Origin of the sequence: Kitasatospora sp. NPDC088134, assembly GCF_044741705.1 — a bacterium.
Classification (GTDB): domain Bacteria; phylum Actinomycetota; class Actinomycetes; order Streptomycetales; family Streptomycetaceae; genus Kitasatospora.
In genome coordinates this window covers 62,696-78,807 of record NZ_JBIUTD010000015.1, presented here as the reverse complement: position 1 = coordinate 78,807, position 16,112 = coordinate 62,696, and the positions used below count along the sequence as shown (strand labels likewise).

Annotated in this window: 18 protein-coding genes; 12 read left to right on the top strand and 6 right to left on the bottom strand. The window is 74.2% G+C overall.

Going from position 1 to position 16,112, the window contains the following annotated elements; translation table 11 throughout:
- Window positions 1–64 precede the first annotated feature (64 nt).
- On the top strand, window positions 65–766 hold the full coding sequence (locus tag ACIOHG_RS23055) for an HU family DNA-binding protein (RefSeq protein WP_400953469.1): 702 nt from the start codon (window positions 65–67) through the stop codon (window positions 764–766).
- Window positions 767–1,009: 243 nt separating this feature from the next.
- Here the strand turns inward: ACIOHG_RS23055 and ACIOHG_RS23050 are convergent, their stop codons facing one another.
- A complete protein-coding gene (locus ACIOHG_RS23050) occupies window positions 1,010–1,750 on the bottom strand; it encodes a GntR family transcriptional regulator (protein ID WP_400953468.1) in 741 nt (246 codons plus the stop codon).
- Between the two features lie 139 nt (window positions 1,751–1,889).
- Between ACIOHG_RS23050 and ACIOHG_RS23045 the strand changes: the two genes are divergently transcribed.
- Window positions 1,890–2,135: a hypothetical protein gene (locus tag ACIOHG_RS23045; RefSeq protein WP_400953467.1), complete on the top strand. Its 246-nt coding sequence runs from the start codon at window positions 1,890–1,892 to the stop codon at window positions 2,133–2,135.
- A complete protein-coding gene (locus ACIOHG_RS23040) occupies window positions 2,132–2,515 on the top strand; it encodes a hypothetical protein (protein ID WP_400953466.1) in 384 nt (127 codons plus the stop codon). The genes ACIOHG_RS23045 and ACIOHG_RS23040 overlap by 4 nt, the downstream gene beginning before the upstream one ends.
- A 257-nt stretch (window positions 2,516–2,772) precedes the next feature.
- Here the strand turns inward: ACIOHG_RS23040 and ACIOHG_RS23035 are convergent, their stop codons facing one another.
- Both ACIOHG_RS23035 and cofC read right to left on the bottom strand, forming a co-directional pair.
- Window positions 2,773–2,994, bottom strand: a complete 222-nt coding sequence (locus tag ACIOHG_RS23035) for a hypothetical protein (RefSeq protein ID WP_400953465.1) — start codon at window positions 2,992–2,994, stop codon at window positions 2,773–2,775.
- Between the two features lie 17 nt (window positions 2,995–3,011).
- The gene (cofC, locus tag ACIOHG_RS23030; RefSeq protein ID WP_400953551.1) at window positions 3,012–3,611 is read right to left on the bottom strand and encodes a 2-phospho-L-lactate guanylyltransferase; all 600 of its coding nucleotides are present in this window, start codon (window positions 3,609–3,611) and stop codon (window positions 3,012–3,014) included.
- A gap of 303 nt (window positions 3,612–3,914) precedes the next feature.
- On the opposite strand from cofC, the gene ACIOHG_RS23025 reads away from it, so the two are divergent.
- From ACIOHG_RS23025 to ACIOHG_RS23015, 3 genes are read left to right on the top strand one after another with little or no spacing between them, the layout of a single operon-like run.
- Window positions 3,915–4,727: a lysophospholipid acyltransferase family protein gene (locus ACIOHG_RS23025; RefSeq protein WP_400953464.1), complete on the top strand. Its 813-nt coding sequence runs from the start codon at window positions 3,915–3,917 to the stop codon at window positions 4,725–4,727.
- Entirely contained in the window at window positions 4,724–5,725 is a 1,002-nt protein-coding gene (locus ACIOHG_RS23020; RefSeq protein WP_400953463.1) for an NAD(P)H-dependent glycerol-3-phosphate dehydrogenase, read from the top strand. The genes ACIOHG_RS23025 and ACIOHG_RS23020 overlap by 4 nt, the downstream gene beginning before the upstream one ends.
- A gap of 30 nt (window positions 5,726–5,755) precedes the next feature.
- Window positions 5,756–6,898 (top strand): D-alanine--D-alanine ligase family protein, encoded by a 1,143-nt coding sequence (locus tag ACIOHG_RS23015; protein ID WP_400953462.1) that lies wholly within the window; start codon window positions 5,756–5,758, stop codon window positions 6,896–6,898.
- On the opposite strand, the gene ACIOHG_RS23010 is transcribed toward ACIOHG_RS23015, so the two are convergent.
- Window positions 6,895–7,461: a DUF3515 domain-containing protein gene (locus tag ACIOHG_RS23010; RefSeq protein ID WP_400953461.1), complete on the bottom strand. Its 567-nt coding sequence runs from the start codon at window positions 7,459–7,461 to the stop codon at window positions 6,895–6,897. The genes ACIOHG_RS23015 and ACIOHG_RS23010 overlap by 4 nt on opposite strands.
- Before the next feature lie 19 nt (window positions 7,462–7,480).
- A complete protein-coding gene (locus ACIOHG_RS23005; RefSeq protein ID WP_400953460.1) occupies window positions 7,481–7,714 on the bottom strand; it encodes an Lrp/AsnC ligand binding domain-containing protein in 234 nt (77 codons plus the stop codon).
- A gap of 165 nt (window positions 7,715–7,879) precedes the next feature.
- Between ACIOHG_RS23005 and ACIOHG_RS23000 the strand changes: the two genes are divergently transcribed.
- The 3 genes from ACIOHG_RS23000 to thiD all read left to right on the top strand — a co-directional run bounded on the left by ACIOHG_RS23000 (window position 7,880) and on the right by thiD (window position 10,846).
- Complete coding sequence (locus ACIOHG_RS23000; protein ID WP_400953459.1) at window positions 7,880–8,848, top strand: thiamine-phosphate kinase; 969 nt, start codon at window positions 7,880–7,882, stop codon at window positions 8,846–8,848.
- 137 nt (window positions 8,849–8,985) lie between these two features.
- A complete protein-coding gene (locus ACIOHG_RS22995; RefSeq protein ID WP_400953458.1) occupies window positions 8,986–10,011 on the top strand; it encodes a 6-phosphofructokinase in 1,026 nt (341 codons plus the stop codon).
- Between the two features lie 31 nt (window positions 10,012–10,042).
- Window positions 10,043–10,846: a bifunctional hydroxymethylpyrimidine kinase/phosphomethylpyrimidine kinase gene (gene thiD / locus ACIOHG_RS22990; protein WP_400953457.1), complete on the top strand. Its 804-nt coding sequence runs from the start codon at window positions 10,043–10,045 to the stop codon at window positions 10,844–10,846.
- Window positions 10,847–11,156: 310 nt separating this feature from the next.
- Here thiD and rpmB read toward each other — a convergent pair whose 3' ends face one another.
- Complete coding sequence (gene rpmB, locus ACIOHG_RS22985) at window positions 11,157–11,342, bottom strand: 50S ribosomal protein L28 (protein ID WP_014138233.1); 186 nt, start codon at window positions 11,340–11,342, stop codon at window positions 11,157–11,159.
- A gap of 262 nt (window positions 11,343–11,604) precedes the next feature.
- Here rpmB and ACIOHG_RS22980 point away from each other — a divergent pair, with 262 nt between their 5' ends.
- The 3 genes from ACIOHG_RS22980 (at window position 11,605) to ACIOHG_RS22970 (ending at window position 16,073) form a co-directional block, all read left to right on the top strand.
- A complete protein-coding gene (locus tag ACIOHG_RS22980) occupies window positions 11,605–13,212 on the top strand; it encodes a DAK2 domain-containing protein (RefSeq protein ID WP_400953456.1) in 1,608 nt (535 codons plus the stop codon).
- Between the two features lie 37 nt (window positions 13,213–13,249).
- Window positions 13,250–15,457, top strand: a complete 2,208-nt coding sequence (recG, locus tag ACIOHG_RS22975) for an ATP-dependent DNA helicase RecG (RefSeq protein ID WP_400953455.1) — start codon at window positions 13,250–13,252, stop codon at window positions 15,455–15,457.
- A gap of 106 nt (window positions 15,458–15,563) precedes the next feature.
- A complete protein-coding gene (locus tag ACIOHG_RS22970; protein ID WP_400953454.1) occupies window positions 15,564–16,073 on the top strand; it encodes a hypothetical protein in 510 nt (169 codons plus the stop codon).
- Window positions 16,074–16,112: the final 39 nt, after the last annotated feature.

The window sequence follows — 16,112 nt, the reverse complement described above, 5'->3', positions numbered from 1 at the left end:
TACATACCTAACGTGCGAAAAGAACGGATGGAATCATCCGGCGCCCGTTTCCGAAGGGGAAGACGTGAACAAGGCTCAGCTTGTCGAAGCGGTGGCCGAGCAGCTGGGCGGTCGCAAGGCTGCCGCAGAGGCCGTCGACGCAGTGCTCGACACCATGGTGCGTGCCGTTGTGGCGGGTGACCGCGTCTCGGTCACCGGTTTCGGCACCTTCGAGAAGGTGGAGCGCTCGGCGCGCTTCGCCCGCAACCCGCAGACCGGCGAGCGGGTCAAGGTCAAGAAGACCGCCGTGCCGCGGTTCCGCCCCGGCCAGGGCTTCAAGGACCTGGTGGCCGGCAGCAAGAAGCTGCCGAAGGACGGCCCGTCCGTGAAGAAGGCCCCCAAGGGCTCGCTCACCCCGGGCAAGTCCGGCGTGGCCGCGACCCCCGCCGCCAAGCGCGCCGCCACCAAGCGCGCCGCCGCCGCGGGTGCCGCCACCGTCACCGCGACCAAGAAGACCGCCGCCAAGAAGACCGCCACCACGGCGGCCAAGAAGGCCACCGCGGTCAAGGCCGCGGCGACCAAGACCACTGCCGCCAAGAAGGCCGCCCCGGCGAAGGCCGCGGCCTCCAAGACCGCCGCCGCCAAGAAGGCCGCTCCGGCGAAGGCCGCCGCCAAGAAGACCGCCACCACGGCGGCCAAGAAGGCCACCGCCACCGCCAAGAAGACCGCTCCGGCGAAGAAGACCACCACGCGCAAGACCACCGCGCGCAAGTCCACCGCCAAGTAGTCGCCCCGCACCTGGCACCGCGTCAGCCGGTGCCGGGGGCCGGCCGGGCCGCACCGGCCCCGCCCCGAGCGCGTCCGGACCACCGGAGCGCCCGGGCCGGGGCCGGTGCGGCCCTTCGGCTTTCCGGGCGCCCGGCCGGAGCGGGTTGACGACCCGCCGGCGCGACGACCCGTCAGAACGGCGGCACCGGCGTGCCGCGGCGGGAACACCCGGGTCGGAACGGCCGCGCCGGAAAGCGCGGAATTACTCCGCGGGCTCCACCGGCAGCTCGTAGCAGATCTCCCAGCGGGAATCCGGAATCACCAGGTCGGCGGTCTCCACCGGCCGACCGGTGTCGTCCAGGTACGTCCGCTCCACCAGCGTCACCAGGTCGCCCGCGCTGATCCCGAGCAGCACCGCCTGCTCCGCCGAGGCCCGGGCCGGGCGCGGACGCTCCACCGCGCGCACCACCCGCACCCCGATCTCCGCCATCCGCACCACCACGTTGCGCAGCCGCATCGGGGCGTACTGCGGCATCAGCACCGGGGAGCCGTCGGTGAGCGTCATCGGCTCCCAGGAATCGGCGAGTTGGACCGGCCGGCCGCCCAGCAGGAACTCGTACCGGGTGTGCACCGTCAGCGCGCCGGGCTCGATCCGCAGCCGCCGGGCGATCTCCGCCGGGGCGGGCGTCCGGGCCGCCGTCTGGGTCTCCCACGTCCCGCCCGGGACCGCCGACTCCGGGAAGCCGCCGGCCGTCCGCGCGCGGTGCAGCGGCAGCCGCTCCACCGGCTCCCGGACGTACGTCCCCGAGCCGGTCCGGCCCTCCAGCAGGCCCTCGCCGATCAGCACCTCCTGCGCCCGCTGCAGCACGTTGGCGCCCACCGCGTAGTCCTCCGCCAGCTGCGCCCGGGAGGGCAGCCGCTCACCGACCGCCCACTCGCCGGCCGTCACCCGGCGGCGCAGGTGGTCCGCGATGCGGAGGTACGGCGGGTCCTGTGAGGGCATCGGGCGTCTCCCTGCGGAGGGGGAGCCCTGTCCGGGGAGGGACAGGGCGAAGATTCAGCTTGACAATCTAATGCATCAGGTGGAATCTAATGCCTAGCTTTACTTTGCGTGATCAGCTGACCTCGGGGAGAGGCGTGGCGTGCGAACCACCAGGGTGTTCGAGCTGGCATCCGACCTCGCCGCGGCCGGCGGAGCCGAAGCCCGGATCCAACGCCTCCCCGGCGGCGGCTACCGGATCGAGGCCACCCTCCCCACCGGCCCCGACGAGCACGACTACCGGGCCGTGCTCGCCGTGCTGGCCCGCGCCGATCGCTACGGACACCGCTACACCGCCCGTTCCCACACCGTCTGGGCCGAAATCGACCCACCCCAGGAGCCGCCGTGAAGACCACGCCGCCCGGCTACACCGTGTCCATCGAGGACATCACCGAGCCGGCCTCGTTCCGCTTCCTCGCCGACGCCCTCGCGTCCCTCTGGTCCACCCTCCGCACCCTCCCGCTCGGCTGGACGCAGTACGAGGCCTACCGCTACTTCTTCGGCCCCGGGGCCGCCGACCGCACCGCGGCTTTCCTGGCCCGCGACGGCCAACTCCGCCTCACCTTCGTCCTCCTGGGCCGCACCCGCCTCCTCCGCGTGTCCCCCGCCACCCAGGGCCCCTTCCAACTCAACCCCGTCCCGCTCCAGTTGCTCACCACCCCCGAAGTGGCCGCCCTCCGCCTCGACGCCCCGGACGACCAACCCCAGGAGATCGCCCGCTGCGCATGAGCGGAGCCCGGGGCACGGGCGGTGGGCGGGGGCGCTGTCCCGATCGTGCTCCTCCAGGGCGGTCCCCGAGCTTGCGCGGTGCTTGGGCAGAGGTCGGCCGCAGCGGCCGGTCCGAGGCATCGTCAGACTCCTTGCGGGGTGCCGCGGATCACGGGGGTCGGCATCACCCGAACGTCCGGAGCGCGTGCGGAAGCACGGAGGCGGGCGGGAGCGGTGTCCCCCGAAGGGGTGAAGGTGGGGCGGGGGGTGACGGGCGGTCAGACGGCTTCCGGGTCGGGGAAGGTCTGGAGGGTGAGGAAGACGACGCGGCGGGCGGGGCCTTCGCCGGTGGTGCGGATCCGGAGGCGCTGGCCGGGGCGGACCAGGAGGAGGCCGCCGGCGTCGAAGGCGGGGGCGTCGAAGGGGACGGGGGTGCCGTCGTCGAGCAGGACCGAGCCGGAGCGGGTCGTGGGGTCGAAGGTGAACGCGGTGGCCTGCATGGCAGCAGCATAGAGCGTCAGAGCAGGGCGGCGGTGGCCGGGCCGAGGCCCAGGCGGCGGGCTTCGGCGAGGTCGGCCGGGGTGTCGACGTCGCGGCGGACGGAGGGCACGTCGGGCAGCAGGAGCTCGTGGGCGCCACCGGCCAGGTGGCGGTCCCGGGAGCCGGTCCCGAAGGCCGGCCGCAGCGGGGCGCCGGTCAGCAGGACGGTGCCGGTGCCCGGGGCATCGGGGAGGAAGGCCCGGCCGCCGGGCGGCACCGCGGCGAGGACGCGGGCGAGTTCGGTGGGCCGCAGCGCGGGCAGGTCCGCGGACAGGGTGGCGACGGGGGCGCGGGGGTGCCGCCGCTCCGCGGTGGCCGCGCCGTGCGCCAGCGCCGGGTTGAGGCCGCCGCCGGGCTCGTCCCCGACCACCTCCGCCCCCAGCGCGCGCAGCGCCCCGGCGGCGCGCTCGTCCCGGGTGACGACGAGCACCCGGCCGACCACCGGGCAAGCCAGCGCGGCCGCCACGGTGTCCAGCGCGAAGGCCAGCGCGAGCCGGGGCCGGAGCGGTCCGAGCGGTGCCAGTCGGCTCTTCGCCTCCGCCAGCGCCTTGACGGGGACGACCAGCGACCAGCCCAGCCGCAGGGCGGACCGCTCGGGGAGGGCCGGGACCGGGGCGGTGGACCCGGGGGCGGCGGGGCGTACGGTGTCCTCTGTCATCGGCGCCATTGTGGCGTCGGCCGGGGAGCCCTGGCCAGCGGTTCCGGGAGGCCCCGGGGCGGCGGCCGGGGGAGCGGTCGGCTGGTGGCGGCGGTGGCTGCTCGACACGGACTCGGCCCGCGGGCGAGACTGGTCGGCGCCCCGGAGCCGCAGGTCGGCCCCGGCGAGGAGAGAACGCGGTGTCCGGGCAACGGGGCGCCGCACGAACGAGGAGGAGCTGGGGTGGCCCGCCGCTCTAACGCCAGGTTCGGCAACGCCGACTACGGGATCTGGTACCGCTTCGCGGCGGTGCTCGTGAAGCCGGTGACCAACGCCCTGGCGAAGGCGGAGTGGCACGGCTGGGAGCACCTGCCGAAGGAGGGCGGGTTCATCGCCGCGGTGAACCACAACTCGGTGATCGACCCGGTGTTCTACGCCCACTGGCAGTACAACTCGGGCCGCCCGCCGCGCATCCTCGGCAAGTCCTCGCTGTTCTCGATCCCGTTCATCGGCTTCATGCTGCGCAAGACCGGCCAGATCCCGGTGTTCCGGGAGTCCACCGACGCCGCCGAGGCGTTCCGGGCCGCGATCGAGGCGATCGAGCGCGGCCAGTGCGTGCAGTTCTACCCGGAGGGCACCCTCACCCGGGACCCGGAGCTGTGGCCGATGACCGGCAAGAGCGGCGCCGCCCGGGTCGCGCTGATGACGGGCGCCCCGGTGATCCCGGTCGCGCACTGGGGCGCGCACGAGATCATCCCGCCGTACGGCCGGGGCGTGAAGGGCGGGAAGGGCAAGTACCGCCTGTTCCCGCGGCACAAGGTGACGGTGGCGGCCGGTCCGGCCGTCGACCTGAGCAAGTACCAGGGCCAGGAGCTGACCGCCCAGGTGCTGAAGGACGCCACCGACGACATCATGGCGGCGATCACCGCGGTGCTGGAGGAGGTCCGGGGCGAGCAGGCCCCGGCCGAGCGCTACGACATGCGCCGGGCCGCCAGGGACCGCGCCGCGGTCGCCGCCGCCAAGCGCGAGCGCGCCGCCGAGGAGGGTGGCCGGTGACCCGCTGCGCGGTGATGGGGACGGGCTCCTGGGGCACCGCCTTCGCGATGATCCTGGCCGACGCCGGCTGCGAGGTGACCCTGTGGGGCCGCCGCCAGGAGCTGGTCGACGCGATCGACCGGGACCACGTCAACCCGGACTACCTGCCCGGCCTGGCCCTCCCGCCGACCATCCGGGCCACCACCGACCCGGCGGCGGCGCTGGCCGGCGCCGAGTTCGCGGTGCTGTCGGTGCCGTCCCAGACGCTGCGCGACAACCTCGCGCACTGGGCGCCGCTGCTCGCCCCCGACACGGTGCTGGTCAGCCTGATGAAGGGCATCGAGCTGGGCACCGCGAAGCGGATGAGCGAGGTGATCGCCGAGGTCGCCGAGGTCCCCGCGGAGCGGGTCGTGGTGGTGTCCGGGCCGAACCTGGCCGGCGAGATCGCCAACCGGCAGCCCGCCGCCACCGTGGTCGCCTGCACCGACGAGGAGGTGGCCAAGCGCTTCCAGAAGGCCTGCCACACCCCGTACTTCCGCCCGTACACCAACACCGACGTGGTGGGCTGCGAGCTCGGCGGCGCGGTGAAGAACGTGATCGGCCTGGCGGTCGGCATGGCCAACGGCATGGGCCTGGGCGACAACACCAAGGCGACGCTGATCACCCGGGGCCTGGCCGAGACCACCCGGCTGGGCCTGCGGCTCGGCGCCGACGCGCACACCTTCGCCGGCCTGGCCGGGATGGGCGACCTGGTGGCGACCTGCTCCTCGCCGCTGTCCCGGAACAACACCTTCGGCACCAACCTGGGCCGCGGCATGACGGTGGCCGAGACCGTCGCGGCCACCAGCCAGACCGCCGAGGGCGTGAAGTCCTGCGAGTCGGTGCTCGACCTGGCCCGCCGCAACGGTGTCGACATGCCGATCGTGGAAGCCGTGGTCGACGTGGTCCACCACGGCCGCCCGACCCAGGAAGTGCTGAAGGGACTGATGGCCCGTTCGGCCAAGCCTGAACGCCGATGACCGGAATCGGACGGTAGTCTCAACGCCGATATGAGCATCGAACAGACCACCCCGAACCAGGCGGCCAAGCCGCGCGTCGCCATCGTCTTCGGCGGCCGCAGCTCCGAACACGGCGTGTCCGTGGTCACCGCCGCCAGCGTGCTGCGCTCGATCGACCGCGGCAAGTACGAGGTGCTGCCGATCGGCATCACCCATGAGGGCCGCTGGGCCCTGGTCGGCGACGAACCCGCCCGGATGGTGATTACGGACGGCCGGATGCCCGACGTCGACCAGGTCGCCGAGTCGGTCGAGGGCCAGGTGGCGCTGCCCGCCGCCCCCGGCAACCGCGAGGTGGTGTGGAGCGAGCCCGGCGCCGCGCCGAAGGCCCTCGGCGAGGTCGACGTGGTGCTGCCGCTGCTGCACGGCCCGTGGGGCGAGGACGGCACCCTGCAGGGCCTGCTGGAGCTCTCCGGCGTGCCCTACGTCGGCTCCGGAGTGCTGGCCTCCGCGGTCGGCATGGACAAGGAGTTCACCAAGCGGATCATCGAGTCGCTCGGCCTGTACGCGGGCGAGTACACGGTGCTCAAGCCGCGCGACTGGGAGTCCGAGGCCGGCCGCGCGGCCGCCCGCGAGCGGATCGCCGCGCTCGGCCTGCCGCTGTTCGTCAAGCCCTGCCGGGCCGGCTCCTCGATCGGCATCACCAAGGTCAAGGACCTCGCCGACCTGGACGCCGCGATCGACGAGGCCCGCCGCCACGACCCCAAGGTCATCGTGGAGAAGGGCGTCGAGGGCCGCGAGATCGAGTGCGGCGTGCTGGAGTTCGAGGACGGCCCGCGCGCCTCGGTGGCCGCCGAGGTGCTGGTCGACGGCGACTTCGAGTTCTACGACTTCGAGGCCAAGTACATCGACTCCTCCGAGGTCCGCATCCCCGCCGACCTCACCGCCGCCGAGCAGGACGAGATCCGCCGCCAGGCCGTCGAGGTCTTCGAGGGCCTCGGCTGCGAGGGCCTGGCCCGGGTCGACTTCTTCCTGCTGCCCGACGGCCGCTGGATGGTCAACGAGATCAACACCATGCCCGGCTTCACCCCGATCTCGGCCTACCCCAAGATGTGGGAGGCTACCGGCGTGCCCTACGCCGAACTGATCGACCGCCTGCTGACCGCCGCGCTGCGCCGCTCCACCGGCCTGCGCTAGGGCGCTCCGTCCAGGCACCCCGAGTCGGCCGCCCCGGTAATGGTCGGGACGGCCGACCGGATCGCGGTCGAGAAGGAGCTCAGCGGATCCGCGTAGTTCGGGTACGCGCCCGCGGGGACGTGCACCTCCACGTACGCCCTGCGGAGCGTCGTGACGAACCGGTAGCCGCCGCTGCCGTCCGGGCCCATGCCCCAGGACACCTCGTCCACGCAGGGGCCCTGCTGGGCCGAGGTGTCGGTCAGCTGCTGGTCCGGCGTGATGTTCAGATAGTCCGGCCGGTCCCCGCCGCAGGTCAGCACGGTGCGCGGCGAGGACGCCCAGGCCGCGGTGTACGGCGAGGCCGGGGACGGGTCCTGGCGCGGGTGGCCGAGCACCTCGGCGGGCAGCGCCCGGTCCAGCGCCGCGCAGTACACCGCGGCCTCGGCGGACGGCACCGGCGGGGCGACGTCCGGGTCGCCGCTCCAGAACGCGACCAGCCCGGCCGTGCACGCCAGCAGGGCGGCGGGCGGGCCCAGCCAGCGCACGGGGGCCGGGAGGCGGTTCAGCAGGTCGCGGAGAGGCACCCGTCGATGGTAGACGCCGCTACAGGCGCACCACCGGACAGGTCAGGGTGCGGGTGATGCCCTCCACCTGCTGCACCTGGGCCACCACCAGGCGGCCCAGGTCGTCGATGGAGTCGGCCTCGGCCCGGACGATCACGTCGTACGGGCCGGTCACGTCCTCGGCGGTGAGCACGCCGGTGATTCCGGCGATGGACTGGGCGACCGCGGTGGCCTTGCCCACCTCGGTCTGGATCAGGATGTACGCCTGCACCACGGGGGACCTCCAGGCGGCTGGGTGGGGGGAGTTGCTGGCCGGCAGTCTGATCACCACGCTACCGCGCGGGGGCGCGGACGGGGGAGTCCCCGGCGGCCCCGGAGGGCGTACGCTGCGCGGCGGGGGCGCACCCCAACGACACCTGGAACGCGGGAGGACGGGCTGATGCAGGGGACCGTGGGCGAGCTCGGCGAGTTCGGGCTCATCCGGGAGCTGACCGCGCGGCTGCCGATGACCCCGGCGGTGGAGCTCGGGCCCGGCGACGACGCGGCCGTGGTGAAGGCCCCCGACGGCCGGGTGGTCGCCACCACCGACGTGCTGATCGAGGGCCGGCACTTCCGCCGCGACTGGTCCACCGCCTACGACGTGGGCCGCAAGTCCGCCGCCCAGAACCTCGCCGACATCGCCGCGATGGGCGCGGTCCCGACCGCCCTGCTGCTCGGCCTGGTCGTCCCCGCCGACCTGCCCACCACCTGGGCCACCGAGCTGATGGACGGCCTGCGCGACGAGTGCCAGGTGGCCGGCGCCACCGTGGTCGGCGGCGACGTGGTGCGCGGCGACACCATCACCCTCGCCATCACCGCGCTCGGCGACCTCAAGGGCCGCCGCCCCGTGGTGCGTTCGGGCGCGCAGGTCGGCGACGTGGTCGCCGTCACCGGCTGGCTGGGCTGGTCCGCCGCCGGGCTGACCGTCCTGCAGCGCGGCTTCCGCTCCCCGCGCGCCTTCGTCGAGGCGCACCGCCGCCCCGAACCGCCGTACCACGCGGGCCCCGCCGCCAGCGACCTCGGCGCGACCGCGATGGTCGACGTCTCGGACGGGCTGGTCGCCGACCTCGGTCACGTCGCCCGGGCCAGCGGCGTCGACATCGACCTGCACGCCGCCGACTTCGACGTCCCGGCCCAGATGTCCGACATCGGGCAGGCCGTCGGTGTCGACCCGCTGGTCTGGGTGCTCTCCGGCGGCGAGGACCACGCGATCGTGGCGACCTTCCCGCGCAGCGTCCAGCTCCCGGCCCGCTGGCGGGTGATCGGCGAGGTCGCCCGCCCCGCCCGGGCCGGCCGCGGCGGCACCGTCACCGTCGACGGAGCCCCCTGGGACCGCACCGCCGGCTGGGACCACTTCGCCGAGCAGTAGCCGCCCCGCTCCTGGTGGCTACCGGACGGTACGCCCCCGAACGCGTAGGGTGGCGGCTGTCGGGCGGGCCGGCAGCGTCGACGGCCCGGTCCACCCACGTACGCGGGGCGCGCCCCCGGAGCCAGGAGCACAGCCACATGCGAATCGGCGTTCTCACCAGCGGCGGCGACTGCCCCGGCCTCAACGCGGTGATCCGCTCCGTCGTGCACCGCGGCACCGACGTGCACGGCGACGAGATCATCGGCATCGAGGACGGCTTCCTCGGCCTGATCGAGGGCCGGGCCCGCCCGGTCTCGCACGACGACGTCACCGGCCTGCTCACCCTCGGCGGCACCATCCTCGGCTCCGCCCGGGTGCAGCGCGAGAAGATCCGCTGGGCCGTGGAGAACTCCCGCGAACTCGCCGCGAAGCTCGGCATCGACGCGCTGATCGCGATCGGCGGCGAGGGCACGCTGACCGCCGCCAAGCTGTTCAGCGACGCCGGGCTGCCCGTGGTCGGCGTCCCCAAGACCATCGACAACGACATCGACGCCACCGACGTCACCTTCGGCTTCGACACCGCCGTGCACGTCGCCACCGAGGCGATCGACCGGCTGAAGACCACCGCCGAGTCCCACCAGCGCGTCATGGTGGTCGAGCTGATGGGTCGGCACACCGGCTGGATCACCCTCACCGCGGGCGTGGCCGGCGGCGCCCACGGCATCCTGATCCCGGAGAAGCCCTTCGACATCGAGGCCGTCGCCCGGATGATCGAGGAGCGCTTCCGGCGCGGCAAGAAGTTCGCCATCATCGCGGTCGCCGAGGGCGCGAAGCCCGAGCCCGGCACGCTGCGCTTCGAGCACGGCGAGGTCGACCGGTTCGGCCACCAGACCTTCGGCGGCATCGGCACCCGGCTCGCCGCCGAACTGGAGAACCTGCTCGGCAAGGAGGCCCGGCCGGTCATCCTCGGCCACACCCAGCGCGGCGGCACCCCCACCGCGCTCGACCGGGTGCTGGCCACCCGCTTCGGCTGGCACGCCGTCGAGGCCGTCCACAAGGGCGCCTTCGGCCACTTCACCGCGCTGCGCGGCACCGACATCCACCTGGTCCCGATCGCCGACGCGGTGGTCCAGCTGAAGACCGTCCCCGAGAACCGCTGGACCGAGTCCGAGGCCGTGCTCTGAGCCGTCCGGCCGGATCGGTAGGTTGGGGCGCATGAGCACCGAAACCGCCGCCCCGCCCCGAGTCCTCACCGTCGCCGGCTCCGACAGCGGCGGCGGCGCGGGCATCCAGGCCGACCTCAAGACCATGCTCGCCCTCGGCGTCCACGGCATGAGCGTCATCACCGCCGTCACCGCCCAGAACTCGCTCGGCGTCCAGGGCTACTGGGAACTCCCCGCCGAAGCCGTCCGGGCCCAGTACCGCAGCGTCGTCGACGACATCGGCGTGCAGGCCGTCAAGACCGGCATGCTCGCCTCGGTCGAACTCGTCGGGACGGTCGCCGAACTCCTCGCCGGCACCTCCGCCCCCGTGGTCGTCGACCCGGTCGGCGTCTCCAAGCACGGCGACGCCCTGCTCGCCGCCGAAGCCGTCGCCACCGTCCGCGAACACCTCCTGCCGGTCGCCACCCTCGCCACCCCCAACCTGCACGAGGTGACCCAACTCACCGGGCGCACCGTCACCCGGGAGGACGAGATGCTCGACGCCGCGAAGGCGCTGCGCGACCTCGGCCCCGGCTGGGCCCTGATCAAGGGCGGCCACCTCGCCGGCGAGGCCGCCGACCTGCTGCTCGGCCCCGCCGGTGAGACCCACTGGTACCGGGCGCCCCGCCACGACAACCGCCACACCCACGGCACCGGCTGCACCCTCGCCAGCGCGATCGCCGCCGAACTCGCCCACGGCCACCCGATGCCGGAAGCCGTCGCCCGCGCCAAGGCGTACGTCACCGGCGCCATCCGCGAAGGCTTCGCCCTCGGCGCGGGCATCGGCCCGGTCGACCACTTCTGGCAGCACCGGTAAAGGCCCGCACCCGGGCAGTCAGGGCCCGGGGAAGGAGGTATTCAGGGGCCCGGGGAACGGCGGAGCCGAGGGGCGGGTGTCCGACGGGCCGCGGGGCGCCACCCCGTTTCGGGTCGGAGGTCTTTCGGCCGACGCCCCGTGGCGCCCCACTGTGCCCCGGCCCAACGCCTCTCGGCTCCGCCGTTCCCCGGGCCCCTGGCGGGGCTCCCCGGAAACGACAACAGCGGAAACGACAACAGCCGATCACGGTCCCCGAAGGGCGTGATCGGCTGTTGCCGACAAGATGGTGACCGGCTTGGCGGTCTGCGCGTCAGCGCGAGACCTTACCGGCCTTGATGCACGAGGTGCAGACGTTGAGCCGCTTCGGCGTCCGCCCGATCACAGCGCGCACCGTCTGAATGTTGGGGTTCCAACGACGGGGGGTGCGGCGGTGCGAGTGGGAGATGCTGTTGCCGAAGCCCGGGCCCTTGCCGCAGACGTCACAGTTGGCAGCCACAGGAGTCACTCCAAGACTTCAGAATCAGGTACTTGTTACTAGCCCGGGGTGCTCCAGGCAACCGGGAGAGCATACAACGGTGACTCCCGCTCAACGAAACTACCACGATCGCCGGGGTGATCGTTCTCCCGAGCTGGGCGGGAGCCGGGCCCGAGCCTGCGGGGGAGGGCGCCGCGGGGGCCGATAACCTGCCAGCATCGCCCCTCGCCCCTCGCCGCCGCGTCCCGTCGTGTTCCGGTGGCGTTCATCCGGAGGAGACCCGGTGCTGGACACCCTCGACGCCCCGGCCGTCCGCACCTGGTGCCGGCTCGCGCTGGCGGCCCTCGGCCAGGCCCGCGAGGAGATCGACGCGCTGAACGTGTACCCGGTCCCGGACGGCGACACGGGGACCAACCTGTACCTGACGCTGGAGTCCGCGGCCGAGGCGCTGGACGCCGTCTTCGCGGCCGAGGAGCGCCCCGAACTAGCCCGGGCGGCCGCCGCCGCGGCCCGCGGGGCGCTGGTCGGGGCGCGCGGCAACTCGGGCGTGATCCTGGCGCAGTGGCTGCGCGGCCTGGCGGGGCGGCTCGCCGAGGGCGGCGAGCTGGCCGCGGCGCTGGACGGCGGCGCCCGCTCGGCGTACTCGGCGGTGGCGCAGCCGGTGGAGGGCACCCTGCTGACGGTCGCGGCCGCCGCGGCCGCCGCCGCGAAGGACGCGGACGGGCTGACGGGGCAGGCCCAGGAGGCGTACCGGGCGGCCCGGCAGGCGCTGCTGCGGACGCCCGACCAGCTGTCGGTGCTGGCCGAGGCCGGGGTGGTGGACGCCGGCGGCCGGGGCTTGGTCGCGGTGCTGGGCGCGCTGGTGGACGCGGTGTCCGGCCAGCAGCCGATGGGGCCGGTCGCGCTGCGGCGCGAGCTCGACCCGCTGGTGCTGGACGGCTGCGAGGGCCAGGAGCGCCCGCCGGGGCCCGGCCACCCGGCGTTCGAGGTGATCTACCTGCTGGAGGCGGGGGACGAGCAGCTGCCCCGGCTGCGCGACCGGCTCGCGGGCCTCGGCGACTCGCTGGTGATCGGCGGCGGCGACGGCCTGTGGAACGTCCACGTGCACGTGGACGACGCGGGCGCGGCCGTCGAGGCGGGCGTCGAGGCGGGCCGCCCGTACCGGATCAGGATCACGCACTTCGCGGAGGCCGCGGCCCGGTCGGGGGAGCGGGAGGAGACCGTCTCGCACGGGCGGGCGGTGCTGAGCGTGGTGACCGGCAGCGGGCTGGCGCAGCTGTGCGAGCAGGCCGGCTCGGTGGTGCTGTCCGCCGACCCGGACCGGCCGCCGTCCAGCGCCGAACTGGTCGCCGCCGTGCACCGGTGCGGCGCGCGCGAGGCGGTGCTGCTGCTGAACGACCCCGAGCTGCGCCCGGCCGCCGGCGCCGCCGCCGACCAGCTGCGCGAGGAGGGCGTCCGGATCGCCGTGCTGCCGACCCGCTCCCCGGTGCAGGGCCTGGCGGCGCTCGCGGTGCACGACGCCGGGCGGCGCTTCGACGAGGACGTGGTGGCGATGACCTCCGCGGCCGGCGCCACCCGGCACGCCGAACTCGCCGTCGCCGAGGGCGAGTCCTGGACGATGGCGGGCGTCTGCCAGGCCGGCGACGTGCTCGGGCTGATCGACGGCGACGTCGCGGTGATCGGCCGGGACCTCACCGGCACGGCGCTCGCCGTGCTGGACCGGATGATCGCGGCCGGCGGCGAACTGGTCACCCTGGTGCTCGGCGAGGAGGCCCCCGCCGAGCTCGCCGACCGGCTGATCGCGCACGCCCGGCGGACCAGGCCGGAGATCGACGCCGTCGCCTACGACGGCGGCCAGGAGGCCGCCCCGCTGCTCATCGGGGTGGAGTGAGCCGGACCGTCGGTCCCGTGGTGTGGAATGGGACGCCATGGGCGCTCTCGATGAACCGCTGAAGGAACTGGTCGGCGACCGCACCGCGAAGGTGCTGGCCGACAGTCTCAAGCTGCGCACGGTCGGCGACCTGCTGCACCACTACCCGCGCCGGTACGTCGAGCGCGGCCAGCTCACCAGCCTGGACGAGCTGGAGGTGGACGAGCACGTCACGGTGCTGGCCCGGATCGAGAAGGTCACGCTGATCCCGTTCCGCGGCCGCAAGGGCGACCGGCTGGAGGTGGTGGTCACCGACGGCCGCTCCCGGCTCTCGCTGGTGTTCTTCAACCAGGGCTGGCGGCAGAAGGAGCTCCGGCCCGGCGCCCAGGGCCTGTTCGCCGGCAAGGTCGGCCTGTTCAACCGCACCCGCCAACTCGCCTCGCCCGACTACCAGTTGATCGACGCCGAGGAGGGCTCCGCAGCGGCCGAGCAGTTCGCCGGGCGGCTCATCCCGGTCTACCCGGCCAGCGCCCAGCTGCCCAGCTGGAAGCTCTCGCTCTGCGTCGACCTGGCCCTCACCAAGCACCTCGCCGACGTCGGCGAACCGCTGCCCGCCGAGCTGCGCGCCGAGCACGGCCTGATCCCGCTGCCCGAGGCGCTGCAGCTGATCCACCGCCCGCACAGCCAGGCCGAGAAGGAGCGCGCCCAGGCCCGGCTGCGCTGGGACGAGGCCTTCGTCCTCCAGGTCGCCCTGGCCCAGCGCCGGGCCGCCGACACCGCGCTGCCCGCCGTCGCCCGCCGCCCCGTCCCCGGCGGCGTGCTGGACGCCTTCGACGCCCGGCTCCCGTTCACCCTGACGGAGGGTCAGCAGCAGGTCTGCGCCGAGATCTTCGCCGACCTGGCCACCGAGCACCCCATGCACCGCCTGCTCCAGGGCGAGGTCGGCTCCGGCAAGACCCTGGTGGCGCTGCGGGCGATGCTGGCGGTGGTCGACACCGGCGGGCAGGCGGTGCTGCTCGCCCCGACCGAGGTGCTGGCCCAGCAGCACCACCGGTCGATCGTCGAGATGATGGGCGACCTCGCCGAGGCCGGGATGATCGGCGGCTCCGAGCTCGGCACCCGGGTCGCCCTGCTGACCGGCTCGATGGGCGCGGCCGCCCGCCGCGGCGCCCTGCTGGACATGGCCTCCGGCAAGGCCGGGCTGGCGATCGGCACGCACGCCCTGATCGAGGACAAGGTGCAGTTCGCCGACCTCGGCCTGGTGGTGGTCGACGAGCAGCACCGGTTCGGCGTCGAGCAGCGCGACGCGCTCCGGGCCAAGGGCGAGCAGCCGCCGCACCTGCTGGTGATGACCGCCACGCCGATCCCGCGCACCGTGGCGATGACGGTCTTCGGCGACCTGGAGACCTCCGTCCTGGACCAGCTGCCGTCCGGCCGCTCGCCGATCTCCACCCACGTCGTCCCGGCCCTGGAGAAGCCCAACTTCCTGGTCCGGGCCTGGGAACGGGTCCGCGAGGAGGTCGGCAAGGGCCACCAGGCGTACGTGGTCTGCCCGCGGATCGGCGACGAGGAGGAGCCGGGCAAGAGCGGGAAGAAGAAGCGCAAGGAGGACCCCGAGGAGGTCGGCGGGGGAGCGGACAGCGAGGAGAAGCGGCCGCCGCTCTCGGTGCTGGAGACCGCGGCGAAACTGGCGAAGGGGCCGCTGGCGGGGCTGCGGATCGAGATCCTGCACGGTCGGCTCGCGCCCGAGGCCAAGGACGACGTGATGCGCCGGTTCGCGGCCGGCCAGGTCGACGTGCTGGTCGCCACCACGGTGATCGAGGTCGGCGTCAACGTCCCGAACTCGACCGCGATGGTGATCATGGACGCGGACCGGTTCGGCGTCTCCCAACTGCACCAGCTCCGCGGCCGGGTCGGCCGCGGCTCCGCGCCCGGCCTCTGCCTGCTGGTCAGCGACATGCCCGCGGCCGGCGCCGCCCGGGCCCGGCTGGACGCGGTGGCCGGCACCCTGGACGGCTTCGCGCTCTCCAGGATCGACCTCGAACAGCGCCGCGAGGGCGACGTGCTCGGCCAGGCCCAGTCCGGCGTGAAGTCCTCGCTCAAGGTGCTCTCCGTCCTCGACGACGAGGAGGTGATCGCCACCGCCCGGGCCGAGGCGACCCGGCTGGTCGCCGCCGACCCGGCGCTGGCCGACCACCCCGAGCTGCGCACCGCGCTGGAGAGCCTGCTCGACGAGGACCGCGCGGAGTACCTGGAGAAGGGCTGAAGCGGCTCGTTCGCACCCTCCGGATGTCAGTGCCCCGGGAGAGAATGTACTTGCTCGGGGCGCACTCCAAGTCGCGTCCCCGGCACGAGAATTGGGGGTCATTGCCATGGCATTCCGTCACCTCAACGAGCTCCCGCTCGGCGACAAGGTCTTCCGGATCGAGGTCGCCAGCGAGGACGACCGCGAAGTCACCCTCACCCTGACCGGCTGGCGCGAGGGCAACTCCGCCAACCCGGTCGCCTCCGGCAAGCTCCGCCTCCCGGTGGAGGACGTCGCCTCGCTGCGGATCGCACTGAACCGCGCGCTGCGCGCACTGGCGATCGTCGCCGACGTCTCCGAGCCGATCCCGGACCGGGACGTGCTGCGCGAGCTCTACCCCGGCCACGGCTCCCCCTGGGTGCCGCAGCACGAGGAGGAGCTGGTGCGCCGCTTCCACGACGGCGACACCATCGCCCGGATCGCCGCCCGCTACGGCCGCACGCCCGACTCCGTCCGCACCAAGCTGCGCGAGCTCGGCCACGACCCGCGCCGCCCCGAGTACTGCCCGCCCGACGGCTGCCTGGCCTGGTCCCGGTACGCCTCGCCGAGCGTGCTGGGGGCCGCGGCGAACGAGTAACGGACCCCGGGGCGCGAGCGGCGCGCGCAACCGGCCATG

Bases quoted from the DNA above. Each gene is read 5' to 3' on its own strand.
- ACIOHG_RS22970 (WP_400953454.1), top strand. From the start codon at position 15,564: ATGGCATTCCGTCACCTCAACGAGCTCCCGCTCGGCGACAAGGTCTTC.
- ACIOHG_RS23035 (WP_400953465.1), bottom strand. From the start codon at position 2,994: ATGCAGGCCACCGCGTTCACCTTCGACCCCACGACCCGCTCCGGCTCG.
- ACIOHG_RS23000 (WP_400953459.1), top strand. From the start codon at position 7,880: ATGCAGGGGACCGTGGGCGAGCTCGGCGAGTTCGGGCTCATCCGGGAG.
- ACIOHG_RS23015 (WP_400953462.1), top strand. From the start codon at position 5,756: ATGAGCATCGAACAGACCACCCCGAACCAGGCGGCCAAGCCGCGCGTC.
- thiD (WP_400953457.1), top strand. From the start codon at position 10,043: ATGAGCACCGAAACCGCCGCCCCGCCCCGAGTCCTCACCGTCGCCGGC.
- ACIOHG_RS23050 (WP_400953468.1), bottom strand. From the start codon at position 1,750: ATGCCCTCACAGGACCCGCCGTACCTCCGCATCGCGGACCACCTGCGC.
- ACIOHG_RS22995 (WP_400953458.1), top strand. From the start codon at position 8,986: ATGCGAATCGGCGTTCTCACCAGCGGCGGCGACTGCCCCGGCCTCAAC.
- recG (WP_400953455.1), top strand. From the start codon at position 13,250: ATGGGCGCTCTCGATGAACCGCTGAAGGAACTGGTCGGCGACCGCACC.